The 15,433-nt window shown below is 52.6% G+C and carries 14 protein-coding genes; 13 read left to right on the top strand and 1 reads right to left on the bottom strand.

The window, feature by feature from the left end:
* The first annotated feature begins 8 nt into the window (after positions 1 to 8).
* The 13 genes from gyrA to rfaD all read left to right on the top strand — a co-directional run bounded on the left by gyrA (position 9) and on the right by rfaD (position 14,764).
* A complete protein-coding gene (gyrA, locus tag HKT17_RS11135; protein WP_105029651.1) occupies positions 9 to 2,630 on the top strand; it encodes a DNA gyrase subunit A in 2,622 nt (873 codons plus the stop codon).
* Positions 2,631 to 2,656: 26 nt separating this feature from the next.
* Positions 2,657 to 3,775: a 3-phosphoserine/phosphohydroxythreonine transaminase gene (gene serC / locus HKT17_RS11130; RefSeq protein ID WP_171100109.1), complete on the top strand. Its 1,119-nt coding sequence runs from the start codon at positions 2,657 to 2,659 to the stop codon at positions 3,773 to 3,775.
* Complete coding sequence (pheA, locus tag HKT17_RS11125; protein WP_171100107.1) at positions 3,775 to 4,866, top strand: prephenate dehydratase; 1,092 nt, start codon at positions 3,775 to 3,777, stop codon at positions 4,864 to 4,866. The genes serC and pheA overlap by 1 nt, the downstream gene beginning before the upstream one ends.
* 10 nt (positions 4,867 to 4,876) lie before the next feature.
* On the top strand, positions 4,877 to 6,004 hold the full coding sequence (gene hisC, locus HKT17_RS11120) for a histidinol-phosphate transaminase (protein WP_171100106.1): 1,128 nt from the start codon (positions 4,877 to 4,879) through the stop codon (positions 6,002 to 6,004).
* Complete coding sequence (locus tag HKT17_RS11115; RefSeq protein ID WP_171100104.1) at positions 6,004 to 6,891, top strand: prephenate dehydrogenase; 888 nt, start codon at positions 6,004 to 6,006, stop codon at positions 6,889 to 6,891. The genes hisC and HKT17_RS11115 overlap by 1 nt, the downstream gene beginning before the upstream one ends.
* Positions 6,892 to 6,922: 31 nt before the next feature.
* Positions 6,923 to 8,266 (top strand): 3-phosphoshikimate 1-carboxyvinyltransferase, encoded by a 1,344-nt coding sequence (gene aroA / locus HKT17_RS11110; RefSeq protein WP_171100102.1) that lies wholly within the window; start codon positions 6,923 to 6,925, stop codon positions 8,264 to 8,266.
* Between the two features lie 5 nt (positions 8,267 to 8,271).
* Positions 8,272 to 8,946 (top strand): (d)CMP kinase, encoded by a 675-nt coding sequence (gene cmk, locus HKT17_RS11105; protein ID WP_171100100.1) that lies wholly within the window; start codon positions 8,272 to 8,274, stop codon positions 8,944 to 8,946.
* Between the two features lie 169 nt (positions 8,947 to 9,115).
* The gene (rpsA, locus tag HKT17_RS11100) at positions 9,116 to 10,819 is read left to right on the top strand and encodes a 30S ribosomal protein S1 (protein ID WP_105029927.1); all 1,704 of its coding nucleotides are present in this window, start codon (positions 9,116 to 9,118) and stop codon (positions 10,817 to 10,819) included.
* Positions 10,820 to 10,863: 44 nt separating this feature from the next.
* The gene (locus HKT17_RS11095) at positions 10,864 to 11,172 is read left to right on the top strand and encodes an integration host factor subunit beta (RefSeq protein WP_255411449.1); all 309 of its coding nucleotides are present in this window, start codon (positions 10,864 to 10,866) and stop codon (positions 11,170 to 11,172) included.
* Positions 11,173 to 11,331: 159 nt separating this feature from the next.
* Positions 11,332 to 11,595: a lipopolysaccharide assembly protein LapA domain-containing protein gene (locus HKT17_RS11090; protein ID WP_171100098.1), complete on the top strand. Its 264-nt coding sequence runs from the start codon at positions 11,332 to 11,334 to the stop codon at positions 11,593 to 11,595.
* A complete protein-coding gene (gene lapB / locus HKT17_RS11085) occupies positions 11,585 to 12,805 on the top strand; it encodes a lipopolysaccharide assembly protein LapB (protein ID WP_105029644.1) in 1,221 nt (406 codons plus the stop codon). The genes HKT17_RS11090 and lapB overlap by 11 nt, the downstream gene beginning before the upstream one ends.
* Positions 12,806 to 12,818: 13 nt before the next feature.
* Positions 12,819 to 13,742, top strand: coding sequence for a D-glycero-beta-D-manno-heptose-7-phosphate kinase (gene rfaE1, locus HKT17_RS11080; RefSeq protein ID WP_171100096.1), 924 nt, complete (start codon positions 12,819 to 12,821; stop codon positions 13,740 to 13,742).
* A gap of 11 nt (positions 13,743 to 13,753) precedes the next feature.
* Positions 13,754 to 14,764 carry an ADP-glyceromanno-heptose 6-epimerase gene (rfaD, locus tag HKT17_RS11075; protein ID WP_171101497.1) on the top strand — a complete coding sequence of 337 codons (1,011 nt, stop codon included), beginning with the start codon at positions 13,754 to 13,756 and terminating at the stop codon, positions 14,762 to 14,764.
* 259 nt (positions 14,765 to 15,023) lie between these two features.
* On the opposite strand, the gene HKT17_RS11070 is transcribed toward rfaD, so the two are convergent.
* Positions 15,024 to 15,377, bottom strand: a complete 354-nt coding sequence (locus HKT17_RS11070; protein WP_105029641.1) for a TM2 domain-containing protein — start codon at positions 15,375 to 15,377, stop codon at positions 15,024 to 15,026.
* Positions 15,378 to 15,433: the final 56 nt, after the last annotated feature.

Below are 15,433 nucleotides of genomic sequence, written 5' to 3'. Positions count from 1 at the left end.
GAAGAAACATGGATTCATTCGCAAAAGAAACGCTCCCGATCAGCCTTGAAGAGGAGATGCGCAGGTCTTATCTCGATTACGCCATGAGCGTAATCGTGGGGCGGGCCCTGCCGGATGTGCGTGATGGCTTAAAGCCGGTGCACCGCCGTGTGCTGTTTGCAATGCATGAGTTGAACAATGACTGGAATCGAGCCTACAAGAAATCTGCCCGTATTGTGGGTGACGTAATCGGTAAGTACCACCCACACGGTGATTCTGCGGTTTACGACACCATTGTGCGTATGGCACAAGATTTTTCATTGCGCTACATGTTGGTTGATGGTCAAGGTAACTTCGGTTCAATCGATGGTGATAACGCGGCGGCCATGCGTTACACCGAAATTCGCCTCGCCAAAATTGCCCAGGAAATGCTGCTGGACATCGACAAGGAAACCGTCGATTTCGGGCCAAACTATGACGGCAGCGAGCGCGAGCCCAAAGTGTTGCCTGCGCGCTTACCGAATTTGCTGGTCAATGGTTCGTCAGGCATCGCTGTGGGCATGGCCACCAACATGCCCCCCCATAACCTGAAAGAAGTGGTTGCTGCCTGCCTTTATGCGATTGATGCCCCGGAGTGCACGGTTGATGACCTAATCGAGTTGATTCCTGCGCCAGATTTCCCCACCGCGGGCATTATTTATGGCATTCAAGGCGTGCGCGAAGGCTATCGAACCGGCCGCGGCCGTGTGGTCATGCGGGCAAAAACCCATTTTGAAGATCTGGACAAAGGCAACCGCCAATCCATTATCGTGGATGAGCTGCCTTATCAGGTGAACAAGAAATCACTGCTTGAGCGGATCGCCGAGCTGGTGTCTGAAAAGAAGATTGAAGGTATTTCTGACATCCGTGACGAGTCCGACAAAGATGGTATTCGCGTCGTGATTGAATTGAAACGTGGCGAGGTGCCCGAGGTTATTTTGAATAACCTCTACAAGAACACCCAGCTTCAGGACACCTTCGGTATCAACATGGTCGCGCTGGTCGATGGCCAGCCCCGTTTGTTGAACTTGCGCGACCTTATTTTCTATTTCCTGCGCCATCGTCGAGAGGTCATCACCCGCCGCACCGTGTTTGAATTGCGCAAAGCCCGCGATCGCGGCCACGTCTTGGAAGGCTTGGCTGTGGCTTTGGCCAATATTGACGAATTCATCGCAATCATCAAGGCCGCGCCCACACCACCCGTGGCGAAAGCCGATTTGGTTGCAAAAAGCTGGGATTCCTCGATTGTTCGCGAAATGCTGTCGCGTACCGAACTGGGCGATTCGGGTGGTGCGAAAGCGTTCCGCCCAGAAGGTTTGCCGGCACGCCTGGGATTGCAAGACGATGGCATGTACCGCTTGAGCGAAGTGCAGGCGCAGGAAATTTTGAACATGCGCTTGCAGCGCTTGACGGGCCTTGAGCAAGACAAAATTTTGAATGAGTACAAGGAAGTGATCGATCAGATTGCTGACCTGCTCGATATTTTGTCCAAGCCTGAGCGTATCAATCAGATCATCAAAGATGAACTGACATCGATTGGCAACGAGTTTGCCGATGAGCGTCGTTCGATGATCGAATTCAATGCCACTGAACTGGGTACCGAAGACCTGATCACCCCGCAAGACATGGTGGTAACTCTGTCTCATTCTGGTTATATCAAGAGCCAGCCATTGACTGAATACCGAGCGCAAAAGCGCGGTGGACGCGGAAAACAGGCTGCCACCACGAAGGACGACGATTGGATTGATTACCTGTTCGTGGCCAACACCCACGACACAATTTTGTACTTCAGCAACGCCGGTCGCGTGTATTGGCTCAAGGTGTATGAAGTGCCTCAAGGCTCGCGCACTTCACGTGGTCGCCCCATCATCAATATGTTCCCCTTGGCCGAGGGTGAAAAAATCACCGCAGTGTTGCCGGTTAAAAGCTTTGAAGACGAAGACAAATACGTGTTCATGGCCACCAGCCTGGGTACAGTTAAAAAGTCAAAGTTAAGCGATTTTTCAAGGCCCATGAAGCGCGGCATTATTGCCGTGAATTTGGATGAAGGTGACTTCCTGATCGGTGCAGCCATGACCAACGGCACCAACGATGTCATGTTGTTCAGCGATTCCGGCAAGGCTGTTCGCTTCGATGAAAATGATGTGCGCGCCATGGGTCGCAATGCACGCGGTGTTCGCGGCATGAATCTTGAAGAAGGGCAGCGAGTCATTGCCATGCTGGTAGCAGAAAGTGAGCAGCAATCAGTGCTCACCGCCACTGAGAACGGTTTTGGAAAGCGCACGCCAGTTTCCGAGTACACCCGACATGGTCGTGGTACCAAAGGCATGATCGCGATTCAAACTTCTGAGCGCAATGGCAAAGTTGTCTCTGCAGTGCTGGTGAACCCAACGGATGAAATCATGTTGATCACCACCGGTGGTGTGCTGGTTCGAACTCGTGTCTCGGAAATTCGTGAAATGGGTCGCGCAACACAGGGCGTGACCTTGATCAGCGTGGACGAGGGTACATGGTTGTCTGGCTTGCAGCGGATCGTGGAGTCAGATGCTGAGGATCTTGGTGAGGTGGAAGAGGGGGATTCTCCCGACGCGCCCGCTGCCACAGAAGAGTAATAAACGGTTGATTGCACAGGGCGAGCATGTCTAGAGTTTGGAATTTTTCAGCAGGTCCGGCAGCCTTGCCTGAGTCAGTCTTGCGTCGGGCTGCCGAGGAAATGCTGGATTGGCAGGGCAAGGGTTTGTCTGTAATGGAGATGAGCCATCGCAGCCCTGAATACACCCGCATTTTCGAGAAAACCCGCGATGACTTTCGCAAGCTGTTGAATGTGCCCGACACGCACGACGTGCTGTTCATGCAGGGTGGTGCTGTTGGCATGAATGCAATTGTGCCAATGAATTTGCTTCAAGGGTTTGAGCAAGCCGCATTCGTCAATACAGGTGCTTGGTCGAAAAAGACCACCAAGGAATTTTCGAAGTACGGACTGGCCCGTGTGGTGCTCGACAACGCGAACGCCCTGGCCAACACCGCAGCGGCGTGTTACGTACCTGAGTGCGCGTCCCTGCTTGACCGTGTGAACGGTCAGCAAATGGCCTATCTGCACTACTGCGACAATGAAACCATCAGTGGTGTCGAATTCAACGGACAAATTGAAGCCCTGGCTGGTCAGCTAGACTGCCCGGTGGTGGCTGACATGTCCTCAAACATTTTGTCGAAAACGCTTGATGTGACTCAGTATGGTTTGATTTACGGTGGCGCTCAAAAAAATGTGGGCCCGGCTGGTGTCACAATCGTCATCATCGACAAAGCATTGCTCAATCGGGCCTTGTCAATTTGTCCTTCAGCATTTGCCTTTGGGACCGTGGCTGAAAACGGTTCCATGTACAACACCCCGCCCACCTATTCAATTTACATTGCCGGTTTGGTGTTTGAATGGTTGATCGAGAAGGGCGGTGTTCCATGGGCACAAGCGCAAGCCCAAGAAAAATCAGCCTTGTTGTACGACACCATCGACAACAGCGATTTGTACAATTGCCCAGTTCGCCGGCAAGACCGTTCCCGCATGAATGTGCCATTTACACTGGCTGACGAAGCGCTGAATTCCAGTTTTTTGAGCAAGGCCGCAGAACACGGTTTGGTGCAACTTAAAGGGCACAAATCGGTGGGCGGCATGCGGGCCTCGATCTACAACGCGATGCCCCTTGAGGGCGTGAAAGCTTTGGTAGATTTCATGCGCGATTTCGAGAAAACGGAGGCTTGATGAATACCCCGGATATCAACGCCGAGTTGTTGAAGTTTCGTGACCAAATCGACGAAATCGATCAGCAAATGCTGGTGCTGCTGAACAAGCGAGCAAGTTTGGCCCAGTCCATCGGCCATGTGAAAGCAAAAACCGATGCCCCGGTCATGCGCCCCGAACGAGAGGCGCAGGTGCTCGACAAACTGAATGCGGCCAACAGCGGGCCTTTGAATACCCAACACGTCAACACTTTGTTCAAGGAGATCATGTCGGCTTGCCGCTCCCTGGAGCGCGAGGTACATGTGGCGTTCCTTGGCCCCTTGGGCACTTACAGCGAACAGGCGGTGTGGTCATTCTTTGGGCATTGCGTTCAGGCTGAGCCTGTTGACACGATTGAAGAAGCATTTCGCCAGTTGCAAGCCCAGCAAGTTGATTTTGCAGTGGTGCCTGTTGAAAACTCGACAGAAGGGTCGATTGCTCGCACGCTGGACGCGCTGGTGGAGTCAAGCGCGTTGGTGTGTGGTGAAGTGCAATTGGCTATTCACCATCAGTTGTTGTGTCAAACCGGCTCACTGGACGGTATTGAGAAAATTTGTGCGCACCCGCAGGCGTTGGCCCAGTGCCGTGGTTGGCTTTCGCAGTACGCACCGCATATTCAACAAGAAACCGTGGCCAGCAACGGTGTCGCTGCGCAAATGGCCAGCGAAAATGCAAAAGTGGCAGCCATTGCAGGCCAAGCGGCGCGCGAGCGTTATGGCTTGAAGGCATTTCAAGAGCATATCCAGGACGATGCGCACAACACCACTCGTTTCCTGGTCTTGGGCAATCAAATTACAGGGCCTTCCGGGCAGGACAAAACAAGTTTGGTTGCCTCAGTGCCCAATCAACCCGGGGCTGTTTACAAAATGTTGGAACCGTTTAATGCCGAGAATGTTTCCATGACCCGACTGGAGTCTCGACCTGCACGCAACGGACGCTGGGAATACTATTTCTTTATTGATCTGCAAGGTCATCAAACTGAGCCTGCCGTGGCCAAGGCCCTGGATCAATTGAGAAAAAATGCATCCTTTTTGAAAGTGCTGGGTTCATACCCGGCAGCACAACGCAACTGAAAGCAGCACCATGCAAAAACTGACCGAGCAATCTCCTGAATTCATTCGTGCCATTGCCCCTTACAAGGCTGGCAAGCCAGTGTCCGATGTGGTCCGTGAATTGGGCCTCGATCCGAATACGGTGGTCAAACTTGCTTCCAATGAAAATCCACTGGGGCTGGGTGAAAAAGCCAAGGCAGCTATTGCACAGGCTGCGATGGATCTGGGCCGTTATCCCGATGCAAATGGTTTTGCCTTGAAAGCGAAATTGGCCGCTCGTCATGGCGTGAAACCCGAACAAATTACCTTGGGCAATGGTTCGAACGATGTGTTGGAGTTGGCAGCAAAAGCCTTTCTTACGCAGGGCACCAATGCCGTGTTTTCGCAGTATGCTTTCGCGGTTTACCCACTGGCGACACAGGGTTGCGGCGCTCAGTCCAAAGTGGTGCCTGCGGTTTGCTTTACCCATGATCTGGATGGGTTCTTGAAAGCCATCGATACGCAAACACATGTGGTTTTCATTGCCAACCCCAACAACCCCACAGGTACTTTTTTGCCCCAGGAAAAGTTGCTTGCTTTTTTGAAGCAGGTGCCATCGCATGTGCTGGTTGTGCTTGATGAGGCCTACAACGAATTTCTGAAACCCGAGGATCAGTACGACTCTACGCAGTGGGTTTCACAGTTCCCCAATTTGCTGGTGTCGCGCAGTTTCTCCAAGGCCTACGGCTTGGCTGGTTTGCGCGTGGGCTATGCAGTGTCCAGTGTCGAGGTGGCCGATTTGATGAACCGCGTTCGCCAGCCCTTCAATGTCAATTCATTGGCACTTGCTGCGGCAGAGGCGGCAATTGATGATGCGGAATTCCTGCAGCAAACCTATGAGGTGAATCTCAAAGGGCTTGAGCAAATCGAAAGTGGCTTGAAGTTTCTCGGTTTAGAGTACGTGCCTTCTTATGGCAATTTTGTGTTGTTCAAAGCGGGAAATACGGATGACGCGGGCATGAAGGTGTTCGACGCTCTTCAGCGTTTGGGCGTTATCGTTCGCCCAGTCAATGGCTACGGTTTGCCGCAATGGTTGCGTGTGTCTATTGGCCTGCCTCATGAAAACGAAGCCTTTTTGGTGGCCTTGCCCAAAGCGCTGGCCAGCTTGCAGGCTTCGTGATGGCCAAGGGAACAATTTTCAACCGCATGCTTGCCATTGGCGTGGGTTTGATTGGTGGCTCAATTTGTCTGGCTGCCAAAAAAAAGGGTTTGGCAGGGCACGTGCTGGGTTATTCACGCAAGCTTGAAACTGCTCACGAAGCCCTGAAGTTGGGAATTGTTGATGAGTGCATTGCCGGTCCAGGCGATTCGAATGTGCGCAATGTCGATGTGGTGGTTCTGTCCATTCCCGTTCGGCAATACAAACAGGTGCTCACCCAGTTTTTACCCTCTTTGCCGCCCAATTGTCTGATTTTTGATGCCGGCAGTACCAAGTCGGATGTGGCCGTGATGCTGGATGAACTTGAGCCGCAATTTCCGGGTTTGAAAGCCCGGTTTGTGTTGGCCCATCCAATTGCCGGCGGCGAGTCGCATGGCCCCGCCGCAGCGGTTGCGAATCTGTTTGAAGGGCGCAATTGTGTACTTTGCTCCTTGCCACAAACCAACCCGGCGGGCTTGAAAAAAGTTGAAAACTTCTGGGCAGCCATTGGTGCCAAGTTAAGCACCATGAATGCCATGGATCACGACGAAATGTTTGGTGCAGTCAGCCACCTGCCACACCTGTTGGCCTTCAGCTATGTGGCTAGCGTGCTGGGTCACCCCAAGGGCGCAGAATTCATGAAAGAGGGTGGTGCGGGTTACAGGGATTTCACTCGTATTGCTGCCAGCTCGCCTGAAATGTGGGCGGATATTTTTCAAAACAACAGCGCCGCCTTGTTGAGCATGCTAAGCGGTTTCGAGGCGAATATTGCGAGTCTTCGCAAGGCGATCGAGAACGGCGACCGTGCCACACTTGAACGCATTCTTGCTCAGGCATCTGAATACCGCAGTCACTGGAAGCAGAATTAATTCAGTCCAATTATTCAACGGATACTTTGTTATGTCAGATCTGAATTTGATCGAATTTCACGCCAGCAGCACCCAAAGCATGTCGGGATCCGCCCGCGTGCCCGGCGACAAATCAATTTCCCATCGTTCAATCATGATGGGGTCGATTGCTGAAGGCACCACCGAAGTTGAAGGTTTTCTAGAGGGCGAAGATGCACTCGCGACCATGAACGCTTTTCGTGCTTTGGGCGTCAACATTGAAGGTCCGGACAAAGGCAGGGTGAAGGTGCATGGTGTGGGCATGCATGGCTTGAAAGCACCGCGCCAGGTACTCGACTGTGGCAACTCAGGTACCTCCATGCGCTTGATGTCAGGACTGTTGGCTGGCCAGGATTTTGATTGCGTGCTGACCGGGGATTCAAGCCTGGGCAAGCGCCCCATGAAACGAGTAATCGACCCGTTGGTGCTGATGGGTGCGCGAATAGAGGCGCAAGAAGGAGGGCGTCCGCCTCTGCATATTCATGGTCGCACTACTTTGAAGGCGATTGATTATGTGTTGCCCATGGCCTCGGCACAGGTGAAGTCTTGCGTTCTTCTCGCAGGTTTGTATGCGGAAGGCACTACCACCGTAACCGAGCCTGCCGTAACCCGTGACCACACCGAGCGAATGTTGCGTGGATTTGGTGTTGAAGTGACCACCGAAGGCTCACGGGCCAGTGTGAAAGGTGGGCAAACACTGAAAGCCACCAAAATCGATGTGCCATCCGATATTTCGTCGGCTGCATTTTTCATGGTGGCCGCGTCGATCGCGCCGCAAGCGGACATTACCCTGAAGCACGTCGGTTTGAATCCGACCCGCACTGGTGTGATCGATATCCTGAAGCTTATGGGTGCCAGTATTGAGTTGAGCAACCATGCTGAGGTGGGGGGTGAGCCCGTGGCCGATGTGCGTATTCGCAGCACATCTTTGAAAGGAATTGAGATCCCCGAGCATCTGGTGCCATTGGCGATTGATGAATTTCCGGTGTTGTTTGTTGCCGCGGCCAATGCCACCGGGCGTACTGTATTAACTGGTGCCGAAGAGTTGCGCGTGAAGGAGTCTGATCGCATCGCTGTGATGGCACACGGCCTTCAAAAGTGCGGCATTGATGCCGAGCCCACCGAGGACGGCATGATTATTCAGGGCTTGGGTCATGTCGACGGTTTGCGCTACAAGGCCACCAACATTGAGTCACAGGGCGATCATCGAATTGCGATGTCGTTTAGCGTTGCAGCCATTCGTGCACAAGGCACCATGGTCATTCACGGCGCACAAACAGTCGATACCTCTTTCCCCGGATTTGTTGCTTTGGCCAATTCCCTGGGTATGCAGGTTCAATCCGTTCGCAAGGGTTAGGGCTTATGAGTATTCCCAACTGTCCGGTAATCGCGATCGACGGTCCTACAGCGTCGGGCAAGGGGACCGTTGCAGCTTTGGTGGCAGGAAGGCTTGGCTACCATTATCTGGATAGTGGGGCAATTTACCGGGTGTTGGCTGTAGCCGTGGAACGGGCTGCTTTGAATCCCGATCTGCCCGTCGACTTGCTACGGATTATTCCCATGGCAGCCAATTTGCCGGTGCAATTTCGAGATGATCGGATATTGCTTGGCGGTGTGGATGTCTCCGAGTCTATTCGTACAGAGGATGCTGGAGTCATGGCCTCACGCCTGGCGGTGGTGCCGGAGGTTCGGGCCGGTTTGTTGCAGCGCCAACGTGATTTTCGCCAAGCCCCGGGCCTCGTGGCCGATGGACGCGACATGGGGTCTGTTGTTTTCCCTGACTCTTTCCTGAAGGTGTTTTTAACAGCCAGTGCACAGGTGCGGGCTGAACGTCGAGTCAGGCAAATTGAAGGGCGGGGTCAGAAGGCCGACTTTCAGGCAATTTATAGCGATCTGATGGCTCGCGACAAGCGAGACTCAGAGCGTGCTGTGGCCCCTCTAAGGCCCTGTGAGGATGCCTTGGTGTTGGATTGTTCCAACATGCCGATTGATCAGGTGGTCTCAACCATTTTGAATTGGGCGCAAGAACGCATTTAAACGCTTGATCAGCAAAGGCTTTCTTGGTACACTCCTATCCCTCATTTAATGAACCTCGCCGAGCTTCGACGATGGTTTTTTAGAAGAGAACGCCGTGGTTTTCAATCCCGAGAATCACGTTTTTGAACTCCGCCTTGCTTCCCGCAGTGGCGTGTTAAATCTCAAATTTATGACCACAACTGAAATTACCCAAGCCCCAGATAGCTTTGCAGCTATGTTTGAAGAAAGCCTGAACCGCAAAGAAATGCGCGCAGGTGAAGTGATCACAGCCGAAGTTGTTCGTGTTGATTACAACTACGTTGTTGTGAACGCCGGGCTGAAATCCGAAAGCTACATCCCCCTCGAAGAATTCAAAGACGACCACGGCAACATCGAAGTCAATGATGGTGACTTCATTTCCGTGGCCATCGAAGCCCTGGAAAACGGCTACGGCGAAACATTGCTGTCTCGCGACAAGGCCAAGCGTCTGTCCGCATGGCTGAGCCTGGAACAAGCCCTGGAATCAGGCGAACTGGTTACAGGTACCATCACCGGCAAGGTGAAGGGCGGCCTGACCGTGATGGTCAACAGCATCCGTGCTTTCCTGCCAGGTTCACTGGTAGATGTGCGCCCCGTGAAAGACACCACTCCATTCGAAGGCAAAACCCTCGAATTCAAGGTCATCAAGCTCGATCGCAAGCGCAACAACGTTGTGTTGTCACGCCGTGCAGTGGTTGAAGCCACCATGGGTGAAGAGCGCGAAAAGCTGCTGTCCAACCTGCAGGAAGGTTCTGTGGTCAAGGGCATTGTCAAGAACATCACCGACTACGGCGCGTTCGTGGATCTGGGCGGTATCGACGGCCTGTTGCACATCACCGACCTGGCATGGCGTCGTGTACGTCACCCGTCCGAAGTGCTGACAGTTGGCGAAGAAATCGAAGCAAAAGTGTTGAAGTTCGACCAGGAAAAGAACCGCGTGTCCTTGGGCGTGAAGCAGCTTGGCGAAGACCCATGGGTCGGTTTGTCACGTCGCTACCCAGCTGACACACGCTTGTTCGGAAAGGTTACCAATATCACCGACTACGGCGCGTTTGTTGAAGTTGAGCAAGGCATCGAAGGTTTGGTACACGTGTCTGAAATGGACTGGACCAACAAGAACGTAGACCCCAAGAAAGTGGTTACCTTGGGCGACGAAGTAGAAGTCATGGTTCTGGAAATCGACGAAGAGCGTCGTCGTATCAGCCTGGGCATGAAGCAATGTGCGGCCAACCCTTGGGAAGAGTTCTCTACCAGCTTCAAGAAAGGCGACAAAGTATCCGGCGCGATCAAGTCAATCACTGACTTTGGCGTGTTCATCGGCTTGCCTGGTGGTATCGATGGTTTGGTGCATCTGTCCGACCTGTCATGGAACGAAACCGGTGAAGAAGCCGTGCGTCGTTTCAAGAAAGGTGACGAAGTTGAAGCCTTGGTACTGGCCATCGACACAGAACGCGAGCGCATCAGCTTGGGTATCAAGCAGTTGTCTGGCGATCCCTTCACCGTATTTGCATCGTCCAATGACCGCGGCAGCATGGTAAACGGCACGGTTAAATCTGTGGATGCCAAAGGTGTTGTGGTTGATTTGGGCGACGACATCGAAGGTTACCTGCGTGCTTCCGAAATCTCCAACGATCGTGTTGAAGACGCTCGCAATGCATACAAGGAAGGCGATGCTGTAACAGCCATGGTAATTAATGTGGACCGCAAGGCCCGTTCAATCGCTTTGTCCATCAAGGCCAAAGACCAGGTTGACACCGATGAAGCCATGAAGAAAATTGCTGAAGAAAGCGCAGGCTCTGCTGGTACAACCAGCTTGGGCGCGTTGTTGAAAGCAAAACTGGGTAACAACCAGTAATCAGTCCGTAGAAGTGGCGCTTCCCATTCGGGAAGCGCCTTTTTATTTCAAGAACAATGACAAAATCAGAACTCATCAATCAGCTGGTCAAGCGATTCCCCAAGTTGCCTGTGCGCGACACGGATTTCGCTGTCAAAAGCATTCTCGATTCCATGACTCAAGCTTTGGCCGAAGGTCAGCGCATTGAGATTCGTGGGTTCGGCAGTTTCTCACTGACCCGTCGCCCTCAGCGCGTGGGTCGCAATCCAAAATCTGGTGAACAGGTGGTTGTGCCTGAAAAGCGTGTGCCCCACTTTAAGCCCGGCAAAGAGCTACGTGAGCGAGTTGATTTATACTCCAAGAAAGAGAGTTAATTCGATCGTTCTTCGGTGAAGCCTGAGTCATCACGCCGATGAATGAATCGGCGTTGATCCAACTACAAACAGGGGACCACCTTGAAAATACTTGCCTGGGTTGTGCGACTTGCACTCTTCCTTGTTGTTCTCACATTTTCCATTCGAAACACGGATTTAGTGACCGTCAAATGGTTGCCTGGGTTAGAAATTCAGGTTCAACTGGTGGTGGCCTTGCTACTTGCCTTGCTGTTGGGCGCTGTATTCGCATGGATCTCTTTGTTGCCCTCCTGGTTGAAGGCCAAGCGTGCAGCCTCTGTGGCCACGAAAAATGCGGAACGTCTTGAGCGTGAGTTGAATCAACTCAAAGCACAAGGCAATACGCCGGTTATTGTCGAAGAACCCATGCCGGCTTTGCCAATAGGCCCAAGCCATGGAATTTGAAACCTGGTGGTTGGTACTCATCCCGCTGATATTCAGCTTGGGATGGATGGCTGCCCGACTCGAAAAACGTTCTGATGCATCAGTGCGTGGCCAATTGCCTGCCTCTTATTTCAAAGGCGTTAATTTCTTGCTCAGCGAGCAGCCTGACAAGGCGATTGACGCTTTTCTGGAAGTGGCGGCAATCGACACGCACACCGTTGAGTTGCATTTTGCGCTGGCCAATCTGTTTCGAAAGAAAGGCGAAATTGATCGGGCAATTCGGGTGCACCAGTTTTTGACTACGCGTGAACAAATTACACCTGCAGACCGGGAAAAAGCCACCTATGAGTTGGGTGTTGATTTCTTGCGGGCAGGTATTTTGGACCGTGCCGAGCAGGCTTTCCACAGTTTGTCGGGCTCGGACATGAAAGCCGAGGCCTCGCGCCAGTTGCTTGAACTGTATGAACTGGAAAAAGCGTGGGATAAGGCCATTGCCCAAGCTCACAAGCTTCGTGAATATGGCGCGGACGTACCTGCTGGCGATATCGCGCATTTTTATTGCGAACTGGCAGCCCAGTTTATCGATGCGGGAGATTTACCCAAAGCCAAGGCCGAGTTGCAAAATGCTTTGCTGACTGATGCACAAAATGTGCGCGCCTCTCTGTTGCTGGGTGATATCTATTTCACCCAAAACCAGTTTGAGGAAGCCATTGGTCAGTGGCGCGCTGCCGAGCGGCAGAACCCCTGGTATTTGCCCTTGGTCGGGCCAAATATGTGGGCTGCATTCAAGAAGCTTGAGCGTGAGGAAGAGGGCATTGCAGCATTGCTGGAATATTGCACCATGTACCCTTCAATTGATTTGCTGCTTGTATTGGCGCAGGCTGTTGAGGAAACCAAAGGGCCGTTCGCAGCATTCGAATTGTTGCGTGAACAGGTGCGTGCCCGCCCCAGCCTGCTGGGCCTGGACAAGTTGCTGGAGCACCAGTTGCGAGGCAAGCTTGATGATGACCGCATGCAAGACCTGCGTCTGACACGTGAGTTGATTTCCAAACATACGCAGCGCCTTGAGCGCTACCGTTGCCAGTCTTGCGGCTTTCAGGCCAAGAAGTTTTACTGGCAATGCCCTGGCTGTGCCAATTGGGATTCAATTGTGCCGCGTCGTGCAGAAGAACTTGATTTTTATCCTGTGTCTGCCAAGAAGGCAGCACATACCCCAGCTCACACCCATTAAAACAGGCTGAACAATGGTCGACAGGTCCCAATTCAAAGACGCAAAAATTCTGGTGGTCGGCGATGTCATGCTGGACCGCTATTGGTTTGGGGATGTAGAGCGTATTTCCCCTGAGGCTCCCGTGCCTGTGGTGCTGGTGGGTACCAAAGATGAACGCTTGGGTGGTGCAGCCAATGTGGCAATCAATGCCAGTTCTCTAGGTGCACAGCTTTGCCTGATGGGCGTGGTGGGTAACGACGAACCAGGCCACACGGTCGAGGCCTTGCTCGAGAAAAGTGGTGTACGTTCCCGTTTGCTGAAAGACCCGAATTTCCCCACCACGGTGAAGTTGCGTGTCATTGCCCGGCAGCAACAGTTGGTTCGAATCGATTTTGAAGAGCGGCCTTCGCCCGAGCAACTGACCACCAAAATGGAGTTGTTTGAGCAAGAATACGCCAATCACGATGTGGTGCTGTTTTCTGACTACGGCAAGGGCAGCCTGGAGCATGTGGCGGAAATGATTGCCTTGTGCAAAAAGGCGGGCAAAACTACCTTGGTGGATCCCAAGGGGGATGATTACGGCAAGTATGCTGGTGCCTCGGTTCTTACGCCGAACAGGTCTGAATTCAAACAGGTTATGGGAAGCTGGAAAACTGAGGCCCAGTTGATTGAAAAAGCGCAAACCCTGCGTGAGCGCCTGAGTTTGGGTGCCTTGTTGCTGACTCGCTCCGAAGAAGGCATGACGCTGTTTACAGCTGACGGGAGTTTTCATGTGCCCGCGCAGGCCCGTGAAGTGTTTGATGTGTCGGGCGCTGGTGACACGGTGATCGCCACTCTGGCATGTGCGGTGGGTTCAGGAATGAGCTTGCCGGACAGTGTGGCCTTGGCCAACAAGGCCGGTGGTGTGGTCGTTGGTAAATTGGGCACAGCGGTGATATTGCCGGAAGAGCTAAATTAAAGGATTTGATGATGAAAGTGATTGTGACCGGTGCCGCTGGTTTAATCGGCAGCAATTTGGTGAAGGCGCTGAACGAGCGCGGTGTTGCCGATGTGTTGGCCGTAGACAACTTGACCAAAGGTGACAAGTTTTTGAACCTGGTGGATTGTGAAATTTCCGATTACCTGGACAAAGCCGATTTTCTCGCGCGCATTGAGCGTGGCGAGTTTGGCAAGTTCGATGCGATTTTTCATGAAGGTGCCTGCTCCGACACCATGGAGCACAACGGCAACTACATGATGGCCAACAATTTTCGCTACACCCAAACCTTGTTTGAGTGGGCGCAGCGTACGGGTACTCCATTTCTCTATGCTTCATCGGCGGCAGTTTATGGTGGCAGCACCGAATTCGTCGAGAACCGTGAGGTTGAAAAACCGCTTAACGTGTATGGCTACTCCAAGTTTTTGTTCGACCAGGTGTTGCGTCGGCAAATGAAAACTGGTCTGAAGGCACCAGTATTCGGCTTTCGATACTTCAATGTGTACGGCGATCGCGAGCAACACAAAGGGCGTATGGCTTCAGTGGCGTTTCACAACTTCAACCAGTTTCGCGAGGGCGGTTCAGTCAAGTTATTCGGCCCATACGGTGGTTATGAGGCTGGCTGCCAGCAGCGAGATTTTGTCTCGATTGAAGACGTAGTCAAGGTGAACATGTATTTCTTCGAGCAGGCCAGTAACGCACCTTCCGGTGTGTATAACCTGGGTACAGGGCGTGCCCAAACATTCAACGATGTGGCCCTGACTACCTTGAATACACTTCGTGAAAGTCAGGGCAGTGCTGCCCTGAGCTTACAAGAGGCGGTGAAGGGTGGCTTTATTGAGTACATCGAGTTTCCGGATGCGCTCAAAGGCAAGTACCAAAGCTATACCCAAGCTGATTTGAGCAACTTGCGCGCAGCGGGTTACACCGGCAGTTTTTACAGCGTAGAGGAAGGCGTGGCGCGTTATGTGGGCCGGTTGATTAAAAAATACCTGAAACCATGAAACTAAAGTGGTGGCTTTGACACTTATTAATGTTGGTTGATTCGGCCTCTTGAACCGAGTCGCCTGTAAACCGTTGGGGTTCCCCCACGTTTTAAGGGTAGGCCAACTGCTTGTGGAATCGCATACTCCCCTTAGGGGCGAGCCTTGCGACCAAGCAAGTGTCTCTGTCTCCTCAAGCCCTGTTAAGCCCGCTTTTTAAAGCGGGCTTTTTTTTGCGTGGCTTGTTCAGGTGGCTTTGCTTAAGTGCTCAACTCGCAATTCAGCTTACTACGCCGCTGAAATACCATTGGAACACCATGGCCAAGGTGGCCATTAGCGCGGTCATTCCAAAAGCCAGTGACAAAGCCACGGAAACCACCACTGCTCCCGTGGTTTGTCGTGTGTCCACGGGGTATTCCGGGTTCAGCAATGCATTGAATTGTTCGTCTTTCATCAGGCCGTAGCGCATGGTGTCTATCCAGCCGGCAAACGCTGACAGCGGGAATGTCAGCATGTAGAACCAAAAACGTTTTTTGCCAGCATAGATCCAGTGACCGCCGATGGCACCTGTCAGCAGGGCAAGCCAGCAGAACAAAAGCTTGGATTTGAAGGGTTCTTGAGGTGATGCATTCATTTTTTAAAACACTGCTTGTTAGATTGGATTACGCTGGCTATAATAGCGGGTTATCG

The organism is Limnobacter sp. SAORIC-580, assembly GCF_013004065.1.
In the GTDB taxonomy this organism is placed as follows: Bacteria; Pseudomonadota; Gammaproteobacteria; order Burkholderiales; family Burkholderiaceae_B; genus Limnobacter; species Limnobacter profundi.
Note: the sequence above shows the minus strand (reverse complement) of the source record. Positions and strands in the feature narration are given on the sequence as shown.

Bases quoted from the DNA above. Each gene is read 5' to 3' on its own strand.
- serC (WP_171100109.1), top strand. From the start codon at position 2,657: ATGTCTAGAGTTTGGAATTTTTCAGCAGGTCCGGCAGCCTTGCCTGAG.
- pheA (WP_171100107.1), top strand. From the start codon at position 3,775: ATGAATACCCCGGATATCAACGCCGAGTTGTTGAAGTTTCGTGACCAA.
- rfaD (WP_171101497.1), top strand. From the start codon at position 13,754: ATGAAAGTGATTGTGACCGGTGCCGCTGGTTTAATCGGCAGCAATTTG.
- hisC (WP_171100106.1), top strand. From the start codon at position 4,877: ATGCAAAAACTGACCGAGCAATCTCCTGAATTCATTCGTGCCATTGCC.
- HKT17_RS11070 (WP_105029641.1), bottom strand. From the start codon at position 15,377: ATGAATGCATCACCTCAAGAACCCTTCAAATCCAAGCTTTTGTTCTGC.
- gyrA (WP_105029651.1), top strand. From the start codon at position 9: ATGGATTCATTCGCAAAAGAAACGCTCCCGATCAGCCTTGAAGAGGAG.
- cmk (WP_171100100.1), top strand. From the start codon at position 8,272: ATGAGTATTCCCAACTGTCCGGTAATCGCGATCGACGGTCCTACAGCG.
- lapB (WP_105029644.1), top strand. From the start codon at position 11,585: ATGGAATTTGAAACCTGGTGGTTGGTACTCATCCCGCTGATATTCAGC.
- aroA (WP_171100102.1), top strand. From the start codon at position 6,923: ATGTCAGATCTGAATTTGATCGAATTTCACGCCAGCAGCACCCAAAGC.
- rpsA (WP_105029927.1), top strand. From the start codon at position 9,116: ATGACCACAACTGAAATTACCCAAGCCCCAGATAGCTTTGCAGCTATG.
- rfaE1 (WP_171100096.1), top strand. From the start codon at position 12,819: ATGGTCGACAGGTCCCAATTCAAAGACGCAAAAATTCTGGTGGTCGGC.
- HKT17_RS11115 (WP_171100104.1), top strand. From the start codon at position 6,004: ATGGCCAAGGGAACAATTTTCAACCGCATGCTTGCCATTGGCGTGGGT.